This window comes from Carboxylicivirga caseinilyticus (assembly GCF_050589785.1).
Lineage (GTDB): Bacteria > Bacteroidota > Bacteroidia > Bacteroidales > Marinilabiliaceae > Carboxylicivirga > Carboxylicivirga caseinilyticus.
The window spans coordinates 39,180-59,571 of record NZ_JBNGOX010000027.1; the positions used below are offsets into that span (position 1 = coordinate 39,180).

The 20,392-nt window shown below is 36.2% G+C and carries 17 protein-coding genes; 1 reads left to right on the forward strand and 16 read right to left on the reverse strand.

The window, feature by feature from the left end:
- Positions 1 to 29 precede the first annotated feature (29 nt).
- The 9 genes from ACRD62_RS14070 to ACRD62_RS14110 all read right to left on the reverse strand — a co-directional run bounded on the left by ACRD62_RS14070 (position 30) and on the right by ACRD62_RS14110 (position 11,753).
- Complete coding sequence (locus tag ACRD62_RS14070) at positions 30 to 449, reverse strand: hypothetical protein (RefSeq protein ID WP_430820745.1); 420 nt, start codon at positions 447 to 449, stop codon at positions 30 to 32.
- A gap of 388 nt (positions 450 to 837) precedes the next feature.
- Positions 838 to 1,347 carry a hypothetical protein gene (locus ACRD62_RS14075; protein ID WP_430820746.1) on the reverse strand — a complete coding sequence of 170 codons (510 nt, stop codon included), beginning with the start codon at positions 1,345 to 1,347 and terminating at the stop codon, positions 838 to 840.
- 19 nt (positions 1,348 to 1,366) lie between these two features.
- A complete protein-coding gene (locus ACRD62_RS14080) occupies positions 1,367 to 2,704 on the reverse strand; it encodes a dihydroorotase (protein ID WP_430820747.1) in 1,338 nt (445 codons plus the stop codon).
- Positions 2,705 to 2,755: 51 nt separating this feature from the next.
- Entirely contained in the window at positions 2,756 to 3,487 is a 732-nt protein-coding gene (locus tag ACRD62_RS14085) for a polyprenol monophosphomannose synthase (protein ID WP_430820748.1), read from the reverse strand.
- Positions 3,488 to 3,614: 127 nt separating this feature from the next.
- Positions 3,615 to 5,279, reverse strand: a complete 1,665-nt coding sequence (locus ACRD62_RS14090; protein ID WP_430820750.1) for a uridine kinase family protein — start codon at positions 5,277 to 5,279, stop codon at positions 3,615 to 3,617.
- 136 nt (positions 5,280 to 5,415) lie between these two features.
- On the reverse strand, positions 5,416 to 8,277 hold the full coding sequence (gene uvrA, locus ACRD62_RS14095; RefSeq protein WP_430820751.1) for an excinuclease ABC subunit UvrA: 2,862 nt from the start codon (positions 8,275 to 8,277) through the stop codon (positions 5,416 to 5,418).
- Between the two features lie 144 nt (positions 8,278 to 8,421).
- Positions 8,422 to 10,227 carry a peptidoglycan DD-metalloendopeptidase family protein gene (locus tag ACRD62_RS14100; RefSeq protein ID WP_430820752.1) on the reverse strand — a complete coding sequence of 602 codons (1,806 nt, stop codon included), beginning with the start codon at positions 10,225 to 10,227 and terminating at the stop codon, positions 8,422 to 8,424.
- Complete coding sequence (locus tag ACRD62_RS14105) at positions 10,224 to 10,598, reverse strand: BlaI/MecI/CopY family transcriptional regulator (protein ID WP_430820753.1); 375 nt, start codon at positions 10,596 to 10,598, stop codon at positions 10,224 to 10,226. The genes ACRD62_RS14100 and ACRD62_RS14105 overlap by 4 nt, the downstream gene beginning before the upstream one ends.
- A 177-nt stretch (positions 10,599 to 10,775) precedes the next feature.
- Positions 10,776 to 11,753: a lytic transglycosylase domain-containing protein gene (locus ACRD62_RS14110; protein WP_430820754.1), complete on the reverse strand. Its 978-nt coding sequence runs from the start codon at positions 11,751 to 11,753 to the stop codon at positions 10,776 to 10,778.
- Between the two features lie 264 nt (positions 11,754 to 12,017).
- Between ACRD62_RS14110 and ACRD62_RS14115 the strand changes: the two genes are divergently transcribed.
- Positions 12,018 to 14,642, forward strand: coding sequence for a PocR ligand-binding domain-containing protein (locus ACRD62_RS14115; RefSeq protein WP_430820755.1), 2,625 nt, complete (start codon positions 12,018 to 12,020; stop codon positions 14,640 to 14,642).
- 53 nt (positions 14,643 to 14,695) lie between these two features.
- On the opposite strand, the gene rsxA is transcribed toward ACRD62_RS14115, so the two are convergent.
- From rsxA to ACRD62_RS14150, 7 genes are read right to left on the reverse strand one after another with little or no spacing between them, the layout of a single operon-like run.
- Entirely contained in the window at positions 14,696 to 15,268 is a 573-nt protein-coding gene (gene rsxA, locus ACRD62_RS14120; RefSeq protein WP_430820756.1) for an electron transport complex subunit RsxA, read from the reverse strand.
- An 11-nt stretch (positions 15,269 to 15,279) separates the two neighbouring features.
- Positions 15,280 to 15,867, reverse strand: a complete 588-nt coding sequence (locus tag ACRD62_RS14125; protein ID WP_321412688.1) for an electron transport complex subunit E — start codon at positions 15,865 to 15,867, stop codon at positions 15,280 to 15,282.
- Complete coding sequence (locus ACRD62_RS14130) at positions 15,851 to 16,495, reverse strand: RnfABCDGE type electron transport complex subunit G (protein ID WP_430820757.1); 645 nt, start codon at positions 16,493 to 16,495, stop codon at positions 15,851 to 15,853. Before ACRD62_RS14130 ends, ACRD62_RS14125 begins: the two co-directional genes overlap by 17 nt.
- A gap of 6 nt (positions 16,496 to 16,501) precedes the next feature.
- Positions 16,502 to 17,506, reverse strand: coding sequence for an RnfABCDGE type electron transport complex subunit D (locus ACRD62_RS14135; protein ID WP_430820758.1), 1,005 nt, complete (start codon positions 17,504 to 17,506; stop codon positions 16,502 to 16,504).
- A 25-nt stretch (positions 17,507 to 17,531) separates the two neighbouring features.
- A complete protein-coding gene (rsxC, locus tag ACRD62_RS14140) occupies positions 17,532 to 18,863 on the reverse strand; it encodes an electron transport complex subunit RsxC (protein ID WP_430820759.1) in 1,332 nt (443 codons plus the stop codon).
- 44 nt (positions 18,864 to 18,907) lie between these two features.
- The gene (locus tag ACRD62_RS14145; RefSeq protein ID WP_430820760.1) at positions 18,908 to 19,762 is read right to left on the reverse strand and encodes a Fe-S cluster domain-containing protein; all 855 of its coding nucleotides are present in this window, start codon (positions 19,760 to 19,762) and stop codon (positions 18,908 to 18,910) included.
- 2 nt (positions 19,763 to 19,764) lie between these two features.
- A complete protein-coding gene (locus tag ACRD62_RS14150) occupies positions 19,765 to 20,190 on the reverse strand; it encodes a SoxR reducing system RseC family protein (protein WP_430820761.1) in 426 nt (141 codons plus the stop codon).
- Between the last annotated feature and the right edge of the window lie 202 nt (positions 20,191 to 20,392).

Here is a 20,392-nt window from a genome sequence, read left to right on the forward strand (position 1 = left end):
TTTTTTATAATAAATTATTGCCAGTCAGATTAATTGATCGACCAGTTATCGTCAACTTTAAAAAGTGTAAAAGAAATTGTATCCTTATTATCTTCAATATCAATTACATAATACAAATCAATTTTATTCTTCTCTTCATTCATTAAAAACGAAACTTTCTCAAATTTCATGTCTATTAATTTCTTTCGTTTAATCTTTTTTGAAAAATCCGAATCAGAAATCATCATATCAATGGTTTTATTTAAACCCTGAAACATTATTTTACTTTCTATGCGAATAGATTTGGCTCCAATTATTTCCATGTTTTTCAGTCGTGTCATGGCTGAAAAATAATACTCTATTCCGTCTATAGTTTGAACGTCAGTTAGAAAATTACTTGTGCCTTCATAGGAGAATGAACAGGAAGTGATATTAATAATACAAAGAGATATAAAGAATAGTTTCTTCATAATGTTAGGAATTAGGGTTTGAGTTATTCTAAGGTTAAATATTAATGTTTAAAATTAACAGACATAATTAATATTCCAAACAGTATGCTTAATAAAAATTAAAGAATTGTGAATAATATATATGCTAGATTTTTTTCAATCATTCTTGGTGTTTAAGAATATAAATTGAAATAATAAATTCTTAAGAATCTAATCCTGTTGTAAATTGCAATTTGATTTGTTATAACGTTGAAATACAGGTAGTTTTCAAATAAAGAAAGAAGGGTGAATTGTTCGTTTTACTAGATTGTTAAGTTTAAAAAGGGGTTTGTTCGTATATAAACTCCTTTTTTAGTTCTTTGAGAGGATAATTGGTTTAGACTTCTGATAAGTCTTTGTTCAGATTCTTCTATTTTAATTTTATATAAAATGCAGCTTTGTGTCCCAGAAAAACACCATCATCAGTATTTGCTTCATACGACACCAAAACAGATAACACCTTTTTAGTCATTATTTGGTTCTGTTCATCGTAGTACCACGATTCCCAAAATTGAAGTTTCCCAACCTGATCTCTCGAAAAACCCTCTTGCTCTTCAATTGCCTTTACTTCAGAAATACTCATTGGTGCTTCAGTCATATAATTAAAGGCTTGTGCTTTATGATTATAAACAGATTCAAATAACTTATCAATCATTTTTATACGATCCAGACTTTTTAAACACTCTTCTTTCCAGTGGTCATTCGGATCATAGTTTTTGATTTCTACAGTATAGATAATAGTATCAGCTAAAAGCTCACCATTGATCTTTTCATTTGAAGTTACATTATTGGTGTTTTTTTGATTATCACAGGCCTGTAATAATCCAAAAAAGCACATCGCAATAATAAGGATGTGCTTTGAGATGGTTATTTTATTCATGAAGTATAGCCTTAATAGTTTATCTGTCAAAAGAAAGACGTTCTCCTTTTACTTTTTCGTTAACCTGGCCATTGGAATAAGCCAACTGACCATTTACTAAAGTATGGGTTACGGTGTGAGAAAATGTAGTTCCTTCAAAAGGCGACCAGCCACATTTATAAAGAATGTTTTCTGGTTTAACTTCCCAGACTTGATTAGGATCAACTAATACCAGATCTGCTTTAAAGCCTTCTTTGATATAGCCACGCTTTTCAATCTGGAATAAAACAGCCGGGTTATGACTCATTTTTTCAACTACCATTTCATAGGTAAAATGACCTTGTTTAACCATTTCCAACATGGCGACCAAGGCATGTTGTACCAATGGTCCACCGGATGGTGCTTTAAAGTACTTGTTGTCTTTTTCTTCCTTTGTATGAGGAGCATGGTCTGTGGCAACAATGTCAAGGCGACCATCAGCAAGACCTTTACGTAACTCATCCCTATCATGTTCCGATTTTACAGCCGGATTCCATTTAATTCTCGAGCCATAAGTATCGTAATCTTTATCACTAAACCAAAGATGGTGTACACAAACTTCACCGGTTACTTTTTTATCTTTCAATGGCATGCCCTGATCGAGTAATTCAAGTTCTTCGGCTGAACTCAAATGAAGAATGTGCAGTCGGGCATTGTGTTTACGTGCCAGAGTTGAAGCTTTTTTCGACGACATGTAACAGGCTTCAGCCGATCTGATAACCGGGTGATATTTGAATGGCATATCATCGCCAAATTTGTTTTTATAGATTGTTGTGTTTTCGCGGATTGTAGCTTCATCTTCGCAATGAGTCGCGATTAAAACCTTACTTTCTGCAAAAATTTTGTCCAGTATTGATTCGTTATCAACCAGCATGTTTCCTGTTGATGAACCCATAAAGATCTTAATTCCGCAAACAGTCTTTGGGTTGGTCTTGAGTAGCTCCTCAACATTATCGTTTGTAGCTCCAATATAAAAAGAGTAGTTAGCAACAGAATTCTTCGCTGCTACCTTATATTTTTCTTCTAATATTTCTTGGGTGGTTGCCTGCGGATTAGTGTTGGGCATTTCCATAAAAGAAGTGATTCCTCCGGCCACAGCTGCCTTTGATTCACTGTTGATGTCACCTTTATGAGTCAAACCCGGTTCGCGAAAATGCACCTGATCGTCAATCGCACCAGGAAGTAAAAGTAATCCTTCTGCGTTAATCGTTTCATCAGCCGATGGTAATTCACCTTTGTAAATAATTGTTTTGATCAGATCATTTTCAACTAAAACACTTCCTTTTTTTTGAATGCCTTCGTTGATGATAGTTGCATTTTTAATCAGTATGGTTGACATATCTTTGTTTTTCGCGTTAATTGATAAATTTACCAAGAGTGAGGCTTAAAGTCAAACTTCATAGCTTTTAAAGAAGCTTGCTATCTTCATTTTTATCACACCCCACACTGCTTCGTTAAAAATTCCTCCACTCATTTTTGAAGTCCCTTGTGTGCGATCGGTAAAAACAATGGGAACTTCCACTATTTTAAAACCATACTTCCATGTAGTAAATTTCATTTCAATCTGAAACGCATAACCTTTTAACCGAATTTTATCCAGTTTAATAGTTTCAAGAACTTTTCTGCGATAACATTTAAAACCAGCAGTGGTATCCATTATCTTCATGCGGGTTATGAATCGAACATATACCGATGCAAAGTATGACATGAGAACTCGTCCCATGGGCCAGTTCACCACATTAACACCCGAAATATATCTGGAGCCGATTGCCAGATCAGCATTCTGATTAAGGCAGGCGTCGTGCAGACTAATCAGGTCTTTGGGAGGATGAGAAAAGTCGGCATCCATCTCAAATATATAATCATATTTGTGTTCGATAGCCCATTTAAAACCAGCAATATAAGCTGTGCCTAATCCAAGCTTTCCTTTGCGCTCAACCATATGAAGCTTAGCTGGAAATTCCTGCTGTAGTGTTCTGATAATATCTGCGGTGCCATCAGGAGAGCTATCCTCAATGATCAGGATTTCAAATTCACGAGGTAATTCAAAAACTACCCTTATTATATTTTCAATATTCTCTTTCTCGTTATAAGTCGGTATAATAACCAGGTTCTTACTCATCTGAACTTATTAAAATGAATAGGCCAAAGGTAATAAAATGATAAAATGCTAGATGTTTTCTATGTGTTAATGTTAATTCTATTATTAAATCCGAGAGTTAAAAAGAATCAAAAAACAAATAAAATGATCAGTAACTAAAACTACTGCCCCCTACAAATTCGCGCAATATTGATGTTGGTGGAATGTCAGAACTTAGCAAAGGTTTGAAATAACTAAAGAAACGTAATAACCTTCTGGCTTCAGAATATTCCTTCTGATTAGGTTGAACTTCCAGTAAGATTGATTCTGCTAACGGTTTCAAAACAGATAATTCGTAAAGCAATGCTGTATTAAACATTACATCAGCTTCCTCCTGGTAGGGGAAGATATGCAAATCCTCGCCACGTCTCACACTTGGCCAGCGCGAAATGGTATCTTGCGCAGAATACTTACGGTATTTATAGTCACGAACAATTCTTCTTATCAGACGATTGTCGGTTGTATGAATCAGGTTTTGATTATCAATATTAATGGATGTTAATGCAGAGACATAAATTTTAAATTTTGATTCGTTGGGGATGAGGTGAGTCAATTGGGGATTTAAGCCATGAATACCTTCAACAATCAAAATATTGTCATCACCCATCTGTAATTTCTCACCATCATAATAGCGCTCGCCTTTCTCAAATGAGAACTTTGGAATTTCCACTTCATTTCCGGCCAGGAGATCAACAAGCTGTTGATTGAATAATTCTATATCTAAAGCATTGAGCGCTTCAAAATCAAAATCACCATTTTCATCCAAGGGTGTCTGCTCCCGATTGACAAAGTAATTATCAAGAGAAAGATTTAAAGGTTTCATACCCGCAACCATCAGTTGAATTGCCAGGCGTTTGCCGAAAGTGGTTTTGCCACTAGAAGAAGGACCGCTGATAAGAACTAATTTTACCTGATGATTCCGGGCAGCAATCATATCTGCGATATGACCTATCTTCTTTTCGTGGAGAGCCTCAGATACCTTAACCAATGTTTCAGCTTTACCATTGTTACATGCCGAATTGATATCAGCCAGGTTGCTGACTTTTAATACTCTGTTCCATTCTGCAAATTCCTGAAAGATATCAAACATCTTATTTTGGATCACAATATCTTCCAGTAGGTCGGGCTGAGTTCTTTTGGGTATTTGAAGTAGCATTCCATTGTAATACTTGATAAGATCAAAAACCTTTAGATAACCTGTGGATGGAACCATGTAGCCATAATACATACCAATATGATTATCCAAAGTATAATAGGTTGTATAGACTTGACCACGGTGTTTAATCAGATCCGTTTTATCAAATTGATTTTCAGCCTCGAAAAGTTTTATTACTTCGTCCGATTCTTCTTCTTTACGAATGAATGGAATGTCAGCATCTATAAGTTTACGCATTTTATCACCAATCTCAAGAATCTCGATCATCTGAAGTTCTTCAATATTTTCTAAAGAACAATAGGTGCCTTTAGACACAGAATGTTCGATGCGTAAGGTAGCATGTGGATACAGTTCTTTCACTGCTAATGATAATACAAATGATAGACTTCGGATATACATTCGCATTCCATCCGGTTCAGTAATATCAATAAAACGTATGTTCTTGGGATGATATAATTCGTACGATAACTCTGTTAAGGTATTGTTGACATAGGCACCTAGAATAGGATTCTCAAGTTTAATTTTCATATCATCAGCGATTTGCTGAAGAGTTGTGCCAAGTGGATATTCTTTCTGGAGGTTATTGTTAAGACACTTAATACGTACGGTGCGTTTCATATTGTTAAGGTTTTAGGGAATTAAAAATACGGAATAATATCAGAAAATTATATTATTCATGGATAAGGCATAAGAAATAAAAAAAACAGGGACTCTTTATTAGAATGCCTGTTTTTAGTTTTGTGAATTCGATCAGTTACGCTTTTAATTCTTCTTTTAAAAATTTAGCTGTATAACTCTTCTTGTTTTTAGAGACTTCTTCTGGTGTGCCACAACAAACCAGTTCGCCACCAAATCGTCCGCCATCAGGACCGATATCAATGATGTGATCAGCTACTTTTATAACGTCCAGATTGTGTTCAATCACTAATACAGTATTGCCTTTATCAACAAGTCGTTTTAATACATCAAGAAGTACCCTGATGTCTTCGAAATGTAAACCAGTAGTTGGCTCATCCAGAATATAAATGGTTTGTCCTGTATCTCGTTTTGCCAGTTCTGTAGCCAATTTAACTCTTTGGCTTTCACCACCTGATAAAGTTGTGGAAGGTTGACCTAATGTAATATATCCCAGGCCAACATCCTGCAAAGTTTTTAATATCTTAATAAGTTTGGGTATGTGTGCAAAGAATTCAACAGCCTGATTAATGGTCATGTCAAGCACATCGCCAATTGATTTACCCTTGTATCGTACTTCTAGTGTCTCACGATTATATCGGCGACCACCACAATCGGGGCATTCAACCATAACATCCGGTAAGAAATTCATTTCGATAACCTGAACACCTCCACCTTTGCATGTTTCGCATCTTCCTCCGGCAACATTGAATGAGAATCTGCCGGGTTTGTATGCCCTGATTTTTGATTCGGGTAACTCAGCAAAGAGTTTTCTGATCTCATCAAACAGTTTTGTATAAGTAGCAGGGTTCGATCTTGGTGTTCGACCCAGTGGTGTTTGATCCACATCAACTACTTTATCCAAATGCTCCAGTCCTTCAACTGATTTGTAGGGTAGAGGATCTTTAATTGCATTGTAAAAATGTTGATTAAGGATTGGGTAGAGAGTCTCATTAACCAACGAAGATTTACCACTTCCTGAAACACCGGTTACACAAATCAGCTTACCCAAAGGAAAATCAACATTGATACTTTTCAGGTTATGTCCTGTAGCTCCTTTTATGGATAGTACTTTGCCGTTTCCTTCTCTTCGTTTTACGGGTAATTCAATTTTTTTACGACCTGTCAGATAATCAGCCGTTAAAGAATTTTTTTGCATGATCTCCATAGCAGTCCCCGCTGCCACAACCTCTCCGCCGTGGCGACCTGCATGAGGTCCCATGTCAATTACATAATCGGCAGCCAGCATCATGTCTTTATCATGCTCAACTACCAAAACAGAGTTTCCTGTATCACGCAGTTGGCAAAGAGAGTTAATTAAACGATGATTATCTCGCTGGTGCAGACCAATACTTGGTTCGTCCAGAATGTAAAGCACATTTACCAACTGCGATCCAATTTGTGTTGCCAGTCTGATACGTTGACTTTCGCCACCAGATAAAGTCATGGCACCACGATTTAAGGAGAGATAATCCAATCCAACATCAATTAAAAATCCCAGTCGGCTTCTTATTTCTTTTAAAACTTCATAACCAATGGTTTTTTGTTTTTCTGTTAATCGATCTTCCAAACCGTCAAACCAGGTATGTAATAACCCCAGATCCATATCGGCCAGCTCAGCTATATTCTTGTCATCAATTTTAAAATGTAATGCCTCGAGGTTTAATCTTTGTCCATTACACTCATCGCATTGCGTATGCTTGATAAATTGACGGGCCCATTTGCGGGCTTGCATAGATGTATCATTATCTTGCTGGTCAAGAATATATTTTATTACTCCCTCAAAACTCAAATAGTAATTAGAAGAACCTCCTAATGGAGTGTTCTTAAGAGTGACAGGTTCACTGGAACCATGAAGGATAATGTCAATGGCTTCTTCCGGTATGTTTTTAATGGGAGTATTAATTGTAAAACCATGTTTCTCGCCAATAGCCTCAATTTGCCAGAAGATGAGGTTATTCTTGTATTTACCTAAAGGAGCAATCCCTCCATTTTTAATGGTGGCTTTAGGATCCGGAACTATCTTATCGAAGTCAACTTCGTCAAGTGTGCCTAAGCCTTTACATTTTGGACAGGCTCCCTGAGGAGAGTTAAATGAGAAGGAGTGGGGTGCAGGTTCGTTGTATGAGATTCCACTTGTTGGGCACATCAACTGACGACTGTAGTATCGCTGGTCGCCCGAGTCTGCATCTACCAGCATCATAATGCCTTTTCCATGCTGCATGGCAAGCTGAATACTTTCTTTTAGTCGTTTGGTGTCATCATCAGATATTTTAACCCGATCAACAACCATTTCTATGAAGTGATTCTTGTACCTGTCTACTTTCATTCCCTGAACCACTTCGTGAATTTCTCCATCAATGCGAACGTGCAAAAATCCTTTTTTTCGTATCTGATCAAATAATTCTTTGTAATGGCCCTTTCGTCCTTTAACCAATGGAGCTGCAATGTATGCTTTCTTTCCTTTAAACTGTTCAAGTATCAGTTTCAGAATTTGCTCATCAGTATATTTCACCATTAACTCACCTGTTTTATATGAGTACGCCTGTCCGGCACGAGCATATAAAAGACGAAGAAAGTCGTATATCTCAGTGGTTGTTCCTACTGTTGAACGAGGGTTTTTTCCGGTGGTTTTTTGTTCTATTGAAATTACAGGACTTAAGCCGGTAATTTTATCCACATCCGGGCGTTCCATATTTCCTAAAAACTGGCGGGCATATGCAGAGAAAGTTTCAATATAACGACGCTGACCTTCTGCATAAATAGTATCAAAAGCAAGTGATGATTTTCCACTTCCGCTTAAACCGGTTACAACAACCAATTTGTCACGCGGAATGCTAACATCTATATTTTGAAGGTTATGAACTCTTGCTCCATATACATCTATCTGTCCAGGATCTTCTACAAAAGATCCTTGATCTGCTGCCTTTTTTTCTGCCATAAACCAGTTTTTGGAAGCCCAAAGATAGCAATCTTTTGGGCGAAAGATAAACGCATAGACTTGTATCCTTGTTTATGGATACAATAAAAAACGCATGGAATACCGGAGGGTAACCATGCGTGAATATTCATTATATTAATACTGTTATTTTATTATTTTCATAGGATCAATGTTTTTACCATCTTTTTTTATCTCAAGATGAAGGTGTGGACCAGTAGAAGTGCCACTTGATCCAACCAGACCAATTACATCACCTTGTTTTACTTTATCACCTGCTTTGGTTTTGTACTCGCTTAACTGAGCATAAAGTGAAGAATAACCGTTGGCATGATCAATAATTATATATTTGCCATATCCTTTGCCTTGTTCAAAATTTAACTCAATTTCACGAACAGACCCATCTTCAATTGCAACAACAGGAGTATTTAATTCAGCTTTGAAGTCAGTACCCTTATGCATCTTCTTCATCTTTAATATTGGATGAACACGCATCCCAAATTGAGATGTGATTTCGTAAGAATAATCTTCTTTAATGGGATTTATGAAATTTAAATTCTTGCTTTCCTTCTCAGTTCCAAGCATATTTTTCGGTTCCGCAATATATATTCTGTTAGGAGCAAATTTAATAATTGCGTCTTTCTCACTTGAAATACAATCGTTGAAAGGTTTATTAAAATGATTGATTGCAATATTATTTCGTAATTCTGAAAAAGCATCACTTACTTCATTTAATAATGCGTCCGCATCTTTATCTGAAGTATTGATATCTCTTTGTAAGTAGACAAAGCTTATATTTGAATAATTAGCATTGTCTAAATTCTCAACGGAAAGTCCTGATTTACTTAGAAAACTTATTACTGCTGATTTAACCTCTTTTATTTCTACTTTATTGCCTTTCAGTAGTAATTGTCCCTTAGCATTTATCAGAATGGGAAGTGCATTTTCAGCGAGAGCTTTGTTTCCTTTTAAATTCTCGTCCGGCTGCATGTAAAACAACATGCTTGCTTCTTCTGGTGACTCTGGCCATGTTAGCTTCTGTGAAAACTCATCCTCAACTTTATACTGAGAGAATGATTTAGTATTGGTTATTGTAACCACTAAAACAGCCAATGTGACGGGTAAAATAAGAAAGAACTTTTTTATTGATTTTGATTTATAATTTGACATGATGATACGTTTTTTGATGAGTTGATAACTGAAAGGACTCATCAGAGGCATATATGTCTTATCAGCTGATTGTTGCAGAACCAGTCGAAAGTAGTCACTGATTGATTCGTTATTATTAATAGCATCATTATCAGCCTGAAATTCATGAACCTCTTCTAAAGCCTTTCGATACAAGTAAATAAAAGGATTCATCCAGAATAAAATCATCAGCACTTCAACAAATAGTCTGTCAAACGAATGTTTATGCCTGATATGACTAAGTTCGTGCTTAAGAATTAAATTCCTGTTGGTTGAATCCCAGTTTGTTTGGGAAATGAATATATAACGAAAGAAAGAAAAGGTATTGTGCTTTTTTAAAAGCACAAGGGTGAATTTAGCATGTTTTATTTTTTCATTTAATTGTATAGTTTTTATTATTTGAGTAAGATGTCTGAGAAATCGGAATATTAAAATTGCTGAGATAAATACTAATATATACAATCCAATTTCATTAGGTATTGAATTTGATTCCGGTCTGGAAATTTCGTTGAGTGAAATCTCCTCAGTAAATGAAAACTGATTAATGGAACTCTGAATAGAACTAATGATTGGTAATTGTGTATTGGTAAAAGGATAAACATTTATCCTGGTAAATGGAAACACATATGAAAAGACTAAACTAACCAGCAAATAGAATCGATTCAGTTGAAAAAATGATTCTTTACGCAGTAATATCTGATATATCAAAAAGAAAATACCAGAAACGATACTTGTTTTGAGTAGATAATATCCAATGGAGATCATTTCTTTTTCTGTTCAATTTGTTGATCAATTAACGCTTTTAATTCTTCCAATTCCAAAAGAGAGAGGTCGCTTTCTTTTGTATAGAAAGAGGCAAATTGTTGCTGCGAATTATTAAAAAAGTTATTCACCAGAGTTTTTACAAACCGTTTTGTGTAGTCTTTCTTATTAAGTAAAGGAAAGTATTCGTTGACTTTACCATAAGTTTTAAATCCAATGACTTTTTTCTTCACCAATACTCTAACCACTGTCGAAACGGTAGTATAGGCAGGGCGAGGTTCAGGATATTGTTCAACAATATCTTTTAAAAACCCTTTTTCAATATTCCACAGGTACTGCATAACCTGTTCTTCTGCTTTCGTTAATTCAATCATTTCCCAAATGTTTAGAACAAACATACAACTATTAATATAGTCATGCAACTATTTCTTTAATTATATTACTATAAAAATAGTCATAATGTGTTACTGGCCATAAAATCACGATTATTAATAAAAAAAGGCAACAGAATTAATCCTGTTGCCTCACTTAATTTTTTAATATTATATAAATTAACTTTTTATTTGTGTCGAGTCTTTTGGAACGATTATTTCTTTTTGCTCTGAACTTTTTAAAGGCAGTTTAATTGAATATGCTTTTTTCGATGGATTACTCAAAGATGTTTCACGTAACCACGGATTCAAATCTTTTAATTCTTTGTATGTAATGTTATTTTCAAGTGCAAAATCCGGGAAACTTGAAATTTTATCATTGATTTCAATCTCTATTGTTTCTATAGGTTGATATAAATCGTTACTTTTTACATGAAATCCATAAGTATCCGGTTTTGAAAGAATTTCTTTAATTGCTAAAATTCGATATACATATCTTCCAGTTTCCTCATTTAAAAGAAGGTCATAATAACTTTCTACTTTCTGACGATCAAGCTGACGATTTATTCCTGTTCTTCCTGCATTGAATGCAGCTGCAGCCAGTGTCCAGCTTCCATAATGATCATGCATTTTCTTCAGGTATTTGCATGCTGCAACAGTTGATTTTTCAATATGATATCGTTCATCAATTTCGTTGTTGATTTCTAAACCGTACTCAACTCCGGTACTTTTTAAGAATTGCCAAAAACCAACAGCTCCAGCTGGTGATTGAGCTCGTGGCATAAAGCTACTTTCAATAAGTGACAAATACTTAAAATCATCCGGCACGCCATTTTCTTTCAAAATAGGTTCAATGATTGGAAAATATCTGTTAGCTCTTTTGATAAACAATACTGTTTGTGATTGCCAGTATGTATTTACCAATAATTCCCTGTCGAAGCTTTCCATAATATCAGAACGTTCAATGGGTACAGATTCATTGGCAAATGTCATATTCGAAGGGATGTCCAGAGAATAGATAGCGTAATCACTTAATTCCTTCTCAACCTGTTTTGATGTTTCTGGTTCAGAGGAGAATGTAAATAATTGAAATGCTAAAACAATTGCAATAAATGCACTAGAAATTGATAATAACTTTGTATAAAAATTCGCTCTCATAATCCGGCCCTTTCCTTTATTTAATGGAGGTTTCAAAAATATATTATCACAATTAAGAAACCAAAAACTATACCATTAAAATTCTTTTGAGATAGTACGCTTATCTAATGAAAATGTTTGCCCCAAGACTAAAAAAAAATGATTGGTCAAAACATTCTTGCTATTTATTGCCCTATTAAGATATTGTTAGTAAGTTGTCTGTAATAATTGTTTTAAGCGATGTGATTTGTTTCATGTGTTCGTTTGAGAGTTTAAGTTTAAAAAATGAGTAAAATATTAAATTGCGAGCAAGTTGCAATGTCATCTTTTGAGGCTACTGTAGTATTTGACAGAAATACTAAAAAGGTAGTTTATATGAATAATCGTGCAAGGCAATTATTTAATCTTAATGAAATTCCCTTAGACGAAATTAGAGTACGTAACTTTTGTAGTAGAGCTGATCGCTTCAATGAAAAAGCTGCCATTGAACTTTTTGCATCAATTAATAATAATTTTTCTCAAAAATATGATTGGCCCGTTCGTTTGGGTAGTATTCGTTGGTTATCAGCTTTTATTAGTAGCTATATCGAAAATGAGAATGAGTTTATAGTCGTAACATACAGAGATAATACAGAGGAGAAGGAAAGTTTGATGAAGCTCGATAGTATAATTGGCTTCAGAGATATGTTAGATAATCTGCTTTCATATAACACTATCGTCGCTGCTGATAAAATACCTTGGTTAATAGATAATTCGCTTGCCATGGTTGGTAATTTCTTTCATTGTGATCGAAGTTATGTGTTTCAATATTCTGAAGATTTAAGACTTCATTCCAATATTAATGAGTGGTGCGCACATGGAGTAGAACCCTATATTAATGAATTGCAGAATATTCCCAGCAATAAGTTTGCTTATTTATCCAGACATCTTTTAAATAAAGAAATTGTTTGCCTTAATGATGTAAGTGAACTGCCTGATGAAGCAAAAAATGAAAGGGAGGAATTTGCGAAAGAAGGAATTCAATCCATATTGCTAATACCATTTATTGAAGGAGAAGAAGTAATTGGTTTTGTGGGTTTAGATCATGTTAGAACTTCAAAAATCTGGACAGCAGTAGAAATTTCGAACCTGAAATTGCTTGCCAGGGCATTTGCTAATATGCTTTTACGTCAAAGAAAGGAAAGGAGGATTAAGGAACAAGAGGAGATGTATAAAACATGGTTTATGGCAGCCAATGATTCCATTGCAATTTTTAAGCATGGCGTATGTATTGATGCAAATCCCAAGTTACTCAAAGATCTGAATTGTTCACGGGATTATTTAGTGAATAAAAGTTTAGTTGAACTTTCAGCTACAACCCAGTCTAATGAGAAATCACCAACCTATATTAATGTATATCATCAGAATGCATTGGAAGGAGCTCCACAATTTTTCGAATGGATTTTAAGGAGGCAGGATGGAAGTGATTTTGAAGTTGAAATTAGTTTAAATCGTTTTTCGGATAAAGGAACGGCGCATACCATTGCAATATTTCGAGATATTTCCGGGCATAACCAGCTTGTTAGTAATATTCTTGCTTCTGATTCGAATGATATTTCCTTAGAAGTTCAAAAGAAAAGGTTGAATGAGGGTGAATTATCGATACTTGAATTATTCGACATTGACCAACTACAAAAACTACAGGATGCTTTTTCATTTGCAACAGGTATTTCATCATTAATTACAGATACCAAGGGAAATCCAATAACGAAAATGTCTTTCTCGAACGAGATATGTAAGAAAGTACGAAGTACAGAAGAAGGAGATAAGATGTGTCAGCAAAGTGGACGTGAACTTGGGCAAATGGCAGCAGAACAACTTAAACCGGTATCGAAATCCTGTAGTTCATGTGGATTTATTGATGCTGCTGCTCCTATTATAATTGACGGACATCACCTGGGTAATTGGGCTATAGGACAAGTCAGACCGAAAGAATTAAAGATTGAGAATGTTAAAAAATATACCCGCCAATTGGGTATAACAGATCAATTTATTGAAAAGGAATTTGCCAACCTGGTTGAGGTGACTCCTCTGCAATTTGATCGTACATTAAAGTTGCTGAATGTTCTCAGCAAGGAGTTATCGATACTAGGATACAATAATTTAAAGCTTGCCAAGTCAATTCAAAATCATGTAGCGTTAGAGAAAAAGCTTAGAATGGCAAAGCAAAAAGCAGAAGAAAGTGATCGTTTAAAATCAGCATTTTTAGCGAATCTATCACATGAAATAAGGACTCCAATGAATGGTATTGTTGGTTTTACGGAGTTATTGCAGTATGAAGGTCTGACACCTGATGACCGAAAAGAATATATTCGTTTGATTCATCAAAGTTCGCGTCAGTTGTTGAATATTATTAATGATATTATAGATATCTCTAAGATTGAATCTGGTCAGATTGAAGTTCACTCAGGCTTTTTCGATCTGAATGCTGTTTTTATTAGTCTCGAATCATTATTTATGCCCAATGCCGAAGCAAAGAAAATAAAGCTGCAATTTATAAATGATGAAAGTGATGAGATGGAGGTGTTTTCTGATGAGGTTAAGTTTCGGCAGGTGTTGACGAACCTGATTTCGAATGCAATAAAATTCACTACTATTGGGCATGTCGAGTTTGGTTATGAGAGTCTTGAGAATAATAAGGTTCGTATTTTTGTGAGAGATTCAGGAGTAGGAATCGATGCGGATAATGTGGATTTTATTTTCGACCGTTTCTGGCAAGCCAAAGATGCAGATGTTAAGAAGGGTGGAACAGGACTTGGATTGGCTATCACTAAAGCATATGTTGAACTTTTAGGCGGTCATATTCATGTTGAATCAAAAGTTGATGAGGGTACCGAATTCAGTTTTGTTATACCTCGCGTTTTAAGCTAAAAAAAGAGAAGCCCAATGACTTCTCTCTTCTTATTAATATTATTTGGTTCTTCTTAAACAATACCAGAGAAACCCATAAAGGCCATTGCAAGTAACCCGGCAACAATTAAGGCGATTGGTGTGCCTTTCATGCCTTTAGGTACATCCATTAAATCCAGCTGCTCACGAATTCCGGCAAAAGTAATCAATGCCAAACCAAAACCAAGAGCAGTTGAAGCTGAGAATACAACAGCGTGAACTAAATCATAGTCTTTCTGAATGGTCATAATTGCAACACCTAATATTGCACAGTTTGTTGTTATTAAAGGTAGAAATACTCCTAGTGCCTGATATAATGGAGGACTTACTTTTTTTAGGATGATTTCTACTAACTGTACTAATGCAGCAATTACTAAAATAAATGAGATGGTTTGAAGGTATCCAACCCCAAATTTATCCAATACATATTTCTGTAATATATAAGTTACAACAGTAGCAATAACCATTACAAAGGTTACCGCACCCGTCATACCTACACCCGTTGATATCTTTTTTGAAACACCCAGGAATGGACAAATTCCAAGGAATTGGCTCAATACAATGTTATTAACAAAGATGGCCGAAATCATTAACAATACAAATTCCATAATCTATCCTCCTAAGCTGTTTTTTTAACACGATTAATAAAGGCGATCAGGTATCCTAAAGCAATAAATGCTCCCGGAGCCAACACAAATACCAACATACCATAGTCTTCAGGGTAGATGGATACACCAAACATTTTACCACTGCCTAATAGCTCACGTACAGAACCTAAAATGGTTAAAGCCATTGCAAAACCAAGTCCCATTCCCAAACCATCAATAATAGATGAGATTGGATTGTTCTTGGAAGCAAATGATTCAGCACGACCTAGAACAATACAGTTAACCACAATAAGCGGAATAAACAATCCCAGTGATTCGAATAATGCAGGAACATAAGCTTCCATGGCCATTTGAACTACTGTTACAAAGGTTGCGATTACCACAATGAAAGCAGGTATACGAACTTTGTCAGGAATTAAATTCTTGATTAACGATATCACTAGGTTAGACATCACCAATACAAAGGTAGTGGCTAGTCCCATCCCTAATCCGTTAGAAGCCGAAGAGGTTACTCCCAATGTCGGACACATACCTAGTAGTAAGGTAAATACGGCATTTTCTTTGAAGAAACCTTTTGAGAAATTACTCCACTGATTCATTGTTACCTCCTTCCTCAACCGCTGGAGCCGAATCAGCCTTAGGGTTGTTATTGTTTTGGTTATATGTTTCGTAAGCCACACGCACTGCATCTAAGAAGGCACGCGAACTGATGGTTGCAGCTGTAATTGCATCTACTTCACCACCATCTTTACTGACTGTTAAGTTATTTTTACCCGGATGTTTTGAGATAACACTTTGGCTACCTTTATCTGTCTTAAACCATTTATCCATCTTGGTTCCCAAGCCAGGAGTTTCTGCATGTTCCAATACCTGGTAATTAATGATGGTACCATCAGGTTTAAAACCTATCATTAATCGAACATTTCCGCCAAATCCTTTATTAGTCATGGTTTCGATGGCTGTACCAACCAATTCTCCATCTTTTTTGGCAGGAAAGAATTTTAGTGTAAAGCCTTCTTTTGATGTGGCTTCATATACCTCTTCACCTGGATTATTATTGAATTCCGGAACTACTTGTTTGATAGCTGCTTGCTGTTTAGCTAATTTAGCAGCTGCAATAGGCTCTTTCGTTAATTCGTACATCGAACCCAACGAGGCCCCTGCTATACCTGTAATGACCAGCAGGGTAAGAACCATGTTTTTTAGAGTTGATTCTGTTTTTGCCATGATTATTTATTTACCTGCTGTTTTTACTACCTCACCAAAACGTTTTGGTTTGATGTATTTATCAATTAACGGTACGAATCCGTTCATAATTAGAATCGCAAATGATACACCCTCAGGATAGGCTCCGAAAACACGAATGATAACGGTTATAAACCCTATTCCAATACCGAAAATTATCATTCCTTTCTTCGACATGGGAGAACTAACATAATCGGTTGCCATAAAAATTGCTCCCAGCATCACTCCACCAGTAAGTATGTGAAACAAAGGTCCAGCATAAGCTTCTGGATTCGCCAGATGCATTAAGCCTGAGAAAACAAAGATGGTACCAATCACCGAAACAGGAATGTGCCAGGTAATGATTTTTCGAATCAGCATAAATATCAATCCAACCAAAAGTGCAACTGCTGCTATTTCACCTGCTGAACCACCCATATTTCCAACAAATAGTTCGGTAACAGAAGGAATTTTAGACATTAATGTGCTGACAGATTCACCATTGGCCAATCCTTCTTTCATAATTGAAAGCGGAGTTGCTCCCGTAGTGGCATCTAAATAGCTTGTTAAATTCTTACTTTGCTCGGGCCACGATGTCATTTGAACCGGAAAAGAAATCAATAAAAATACACGACCTACCAAAGCCGGGTTAAAAATATTGTTACCTAATCCACCAAAAGACATTTTACCAATACCGATGGCAACCAAACTACCAATGATAATAATCCATATAGGCATGTTGGTTGGTAAGTTAAAAGCTAAAAGCAGTCCGGTTAAAGCTGCTGAACCATCAATAATTGATGGTTGAGTTTTTAATAAAAACTTTTGAATAGCCCACTCAAAAAATACACATGAAATCACAGCTGCCAGCGTCACAATCAATGCGCCTAACCCAAAATAATAGAGCGAGGCTGCCAGCGCCGGAAGCAAGGCTAAAATCACCCCGTACATGTTTTTCTTCACAGAGTCGCCACTGTGTACATGCGGTGAAGGTGATACGGTTAACGTGTTCATATTAGTATGTTATTATTCGTTCTACTTATTTAGTTCTGCTTCGCATGATTTGACCAACTTTGCCTTTACCTAAGCGAATGTAATCGAGCAATGGTCGGCTGGCAGGGCAGGTGAAACTGCATGATCCGCATTCGATGCAGTCCATGATTTTTTCCTCCTCAGCTCTGTCCCATATAGCTTTATCTGAAACAGTCATCAACAAATATGGAGATAAGCCCATTGGACATACAGAAACACATTTGCTGCATCGGATACAGTTTTCAATTGGTTTGCGGGTAGCAATTTTTTCAGGCATTATTAATATACCTGAACTTCCTTTGGTAACAGGTACGTCAATCGAAGTAAGTGCCTTTCCCATCATTGGTCCGCCACCAATTACTTTACCAGTGTCTTCAGGTAGTCCACCAGCAGCTTCAATTAGTTGCGAGATGGGTGTACCTACCCGTGTCATAAAATTAGAAGGCTTGGTAACTGATTTGCCTGTTACTGTAACCACCCTTTCAAACAAAGGCTTGTTTTTCTGAATAGCTTCGTAAACAGCGTAGGTTGTGCCAACATTCTGCACCACGGCACCAACCTCAATAGGCAATTTACCAGAAGGTACCTGACGTTTAATACAGGCATCTATCAATTGTTTTTCTCCTCCCTGAGGATATTGAACTTTTAATGATTCAACTGTAATGCCATTATATTTTTTTGCCAGTTCGCTCATGTGAGCAATGGCGTCTGGTTTGTTATTTTCAATGCCGATAACTGCTTTGTCAACTCCTAAAGCCGTCATCAGAATTTGAGTTCCTACCATTATCTCTTCACCTTTTTGCATCATCAACTGATGGTCGGCAGTAAGATAAGGTTCACACTCAACTGCATTTAAAATCAGAATATCACATTTTTTACCCGGAGGTACGGAAAGCTTAACATGAGCCGGGAAGGTTGCACCTCCCAAACCAACTATTCCTGCCTCTCCAATCTTTTTAACGATTTCTTCAGGAGATAATGAGATTTCTGTAATTAGTTTATCAGAACGATTAATGGTTTCATCCCATTCATCGCCTTCAACATTAATGATGATAGCCTTACGCTTGTATCCACTGGCATCAAGTATGTCATCAATTTTAAGTACTTTCCCTGATACAGGAGAATGAATATTGGCTGATACAAATCCGGTTGATTTGGCTATTAATTGACCGACCTTTACCTCGTCGCCTTTTTTTACCACGGGTTCGGACGGTGCTCCGATATGTTGAGCAATAGGAACCGAAACTTGTTCGGGGACGGGCAAGACTTCAATCTTTTTACCGGCTGAGAATTTATTTTCTTCCGGATGAACCCCTCCAAGTGAGAATGTTTTTAACATTGGTCCTCCTATTTTATTTTTGTTTTCAATGACTTTAATTATCTCTATTCAGCTGCTTCTGCAGTTTCTACCTTTGGCTTCTTAGGTGGAAAATTCAGTTCAGTAATGGCATTGGTAGGACAAACATCCACACACTTGCGACATAACTTACATTTTTCGTAATCGATGTATGCAAGATTATTTTCCAGGGTAATTGCTTCGAACGGACATGTTTTAACACATTTTCCGCACCCAATACAAGCTGCAGAACAAGCTTTTTTAGCTGGTGCTCCTTTGTCTTTATTAACACATGATACATAGATGCGTCGACTCTTAGGCCCTTTTTTACGCAATTCAATAATGTTTTTAGGACAAGCTGTAACACATGCTCCACACGATACACAGTTGTCTTCGATAATAACCGGCAATCCTGTTTTTTCATCCATGTACATGGCATTAAAGTTACAGGCATCCACACATTCGCCCAAGCCTAAACAACCATACGAGCAGCCAGTTTCACCTCCGTACAACGACGAAGCGATGGTACATGATGAAGCTCCGTCGTATTTCGAAGTCTTCGGACGATTGTCGCAAGTTCCGTTACATCGAACAACAGCTACCATTGGTGCAGCAGCAGCAACTTCTTTTCCTAAAATACCGGCAGCAGCACTCATAGTATCAGCTCCACCAACCGGACAATTAAGATTCGAAATGTCATCGGCCTTTACCAATGCTTCAGCAAAAGCTCTACAGCCCGGAAATCCGCATCCACCACAATTGGCAGCGGGCAAAACCTCTTCAACCTGGTCAATCCTGGGATCTTCAAAAACCTTGAATTTTTGAGCCACAAAGTATAGTATTATGGCCGACAAAGTTCCTAATGCACCAAGTGAGATTATAGTTATCAGAACAACATTCATATCTAGTTGATTTGATGTTTTATTGTAAATGAAAATGTTCGTTCAAGTTTGTTCCTCATAAAATAGATAATTGCAAAATAAGGAACCAAAATCAGGAGAGAAGAAATGCCAGCTAACAATTCGTTATTGGTAACATAAAAAACGATTATTAAGGTGGCTAATATCAGTACAAGTGGAAAAACGTAGGCCAGCAAAACTGCTTTAGGAGCAAGAGATTTCTTGCCCAGTAGCATTACCTTTTGACCTACTGATATATTACTTATAGTTTGATAAACGTCGATTAGTTTGTCCTGAAGATCAGCTGTGGTGCATGCACCTTTAGCATGACAGGAAGCGCAGGCGCTTTCATTAACTATTCGAACCTTAATATGTTGATGATTAGCTTCTTCAACAATTCCTTCGTGCTCTATGTAATCCAATTCTGACATGATAACCCTGAATTCGTAGCGCCACAAATGTAATAATGTAAAGGTTTTCTTTTAAATCAGTTAGGGTATTTGTATTTAGAATGAATAAAAATAAGGTGATTTACTTACAGTTAAATAGCTATTAGATAGAATACTATAGGTAAAAAGTGTTTAACTAATTGGTGTTCTTAGTATTATAAAGAAAAAAATCTCTAATTAAATA

What these genes read in the sequence shown, in the direction of transcription:
- ACRD62_RS14150 (WP_430820761.1), bottom strand. Translation starts at nt 20,190, where the DNA reads ATGTCAGAATTGGATTACATAGAGCACGAAGGAATTGTTGAAGAAGCT.
- ACRD62_RS14075 (WP_430820746.1), bottom strand. Translation starts at nt 1,347, where the DNA reads ATGAATAAAATAACCATCTCAAAGCACATCCTTATTATTGCGATGTGC.
- ACRD62_RS14110 (WP_430820754.1), bottom strand. Translation starts at nt 11,753, where the DNA reads ATGAGAGCGAATTTTTATACAAAGTTATTATCAATTTCTAGTGCATTT.
- ACRD62_RS14125 (WP_321412688.1), bottom strand. Translation starts at nt 15,867, where the DNA reads ATGAATCAGTGGAGTAATTTCTCAAAAGGTTTCTTCAAAGAAAATGCC.
- ACRD62_RS14115 (WP_430820755.1), top strand. Translation starts at nt 12,018, where the DNA reads ATGAGTAAAATATTAAATTGCGAGCAAGTTGCAATGTCATCTTTTGAG.
- rsxA (WP_430820756.1), bottom strand. Translation starts at nt 15,268, where the DNA reads ATGGAATTTGTATTGTTAATGATTTCGGCCATCTTTGTTAATAACATT.
- ACRD62_RS14135 (WP_430820758.1), bottom strand. Translation starts at nt 17,506, where the DNA reads ATGAACACGTTAACCGTATCACCTTCACCGCATGTACACAGTGGCGAC.
- ACRD62_RS14090 (WP_430820750.1), bottom strand. Translation starts at nt 5,279, where the DNA reads ATGAAACGCACCGTACGTATTAAGTGTCTTAACAATAACCTCCAGAAA.
- ACRD62_RS14130 (WP_430820757.1), bottom strand. Translation starts at nt 16,495, where the DNA reads ATGGCAAAAACAGAATCAACTCTAAAAAACATGGTTCTTACCCTGCTG.
- ACRD62_RS14100 (WP_430820752.1), bottom strand. Translation starts at nt 10,227, where the DNA reads ATGATCTCCATTGGATATTATCTACTCAAAACAAGTATCGTTTCTGGT.
- ACRD62_RS14080 (WP_430820747.1), bottom strand. Translation starts at nt 2,704, where the DNA reads ATGTCAACCATACTGATTAAAAATGCAACTATCATCAACGAAGGCATT.
- ACRD62_RS14145 (WP_430820760.1), bottom strand. Translation starts at nt 19,762, where the DNA reads ATGAATGTTGTTCTGATAACTATAATCTCACTTGGTGCATTAGGAACT.
- ACRD62_RS14085 (WP_430820748.1), bottom strand. Translation starts at nt 3,487, where the DNA reads ATGAGTAAGAACCTGGTTATTATACCGACTTATAACGAGAAAGAGAAT.
- uvrA (WP_430820751.1), bottom strand. Translation starts at nt 8,277, where the DNA reads ATGGCAGAAAAAAAGGCAGCAGATCAAGGATCTTTTGTAGAAGATCCT.
- ACRD62_RS14105 (WP_430820753.1), bottom strand. Translation starts at nt 10,598, where the DNA reads ATGATTGAATTAACGAAAGCAGAAGAACAGGTTATGCAGTACCTGTGG.
- ACRD62_RS14070 (WP_430820745.1), bottom strand. Translation starts at nt 449, where the DNA reads ATGAAGAAACTATTCTTTATATCTCTTTGTATTATTAATATCACTTCC.
- rsxC (WP_430820759.1), bottom strand. Translation starts at nt 18,863, where the DNA reads ATGTTAAAAACATTCTCACTTGGAGGGGTTCATCCGGAAGAAAATAAA.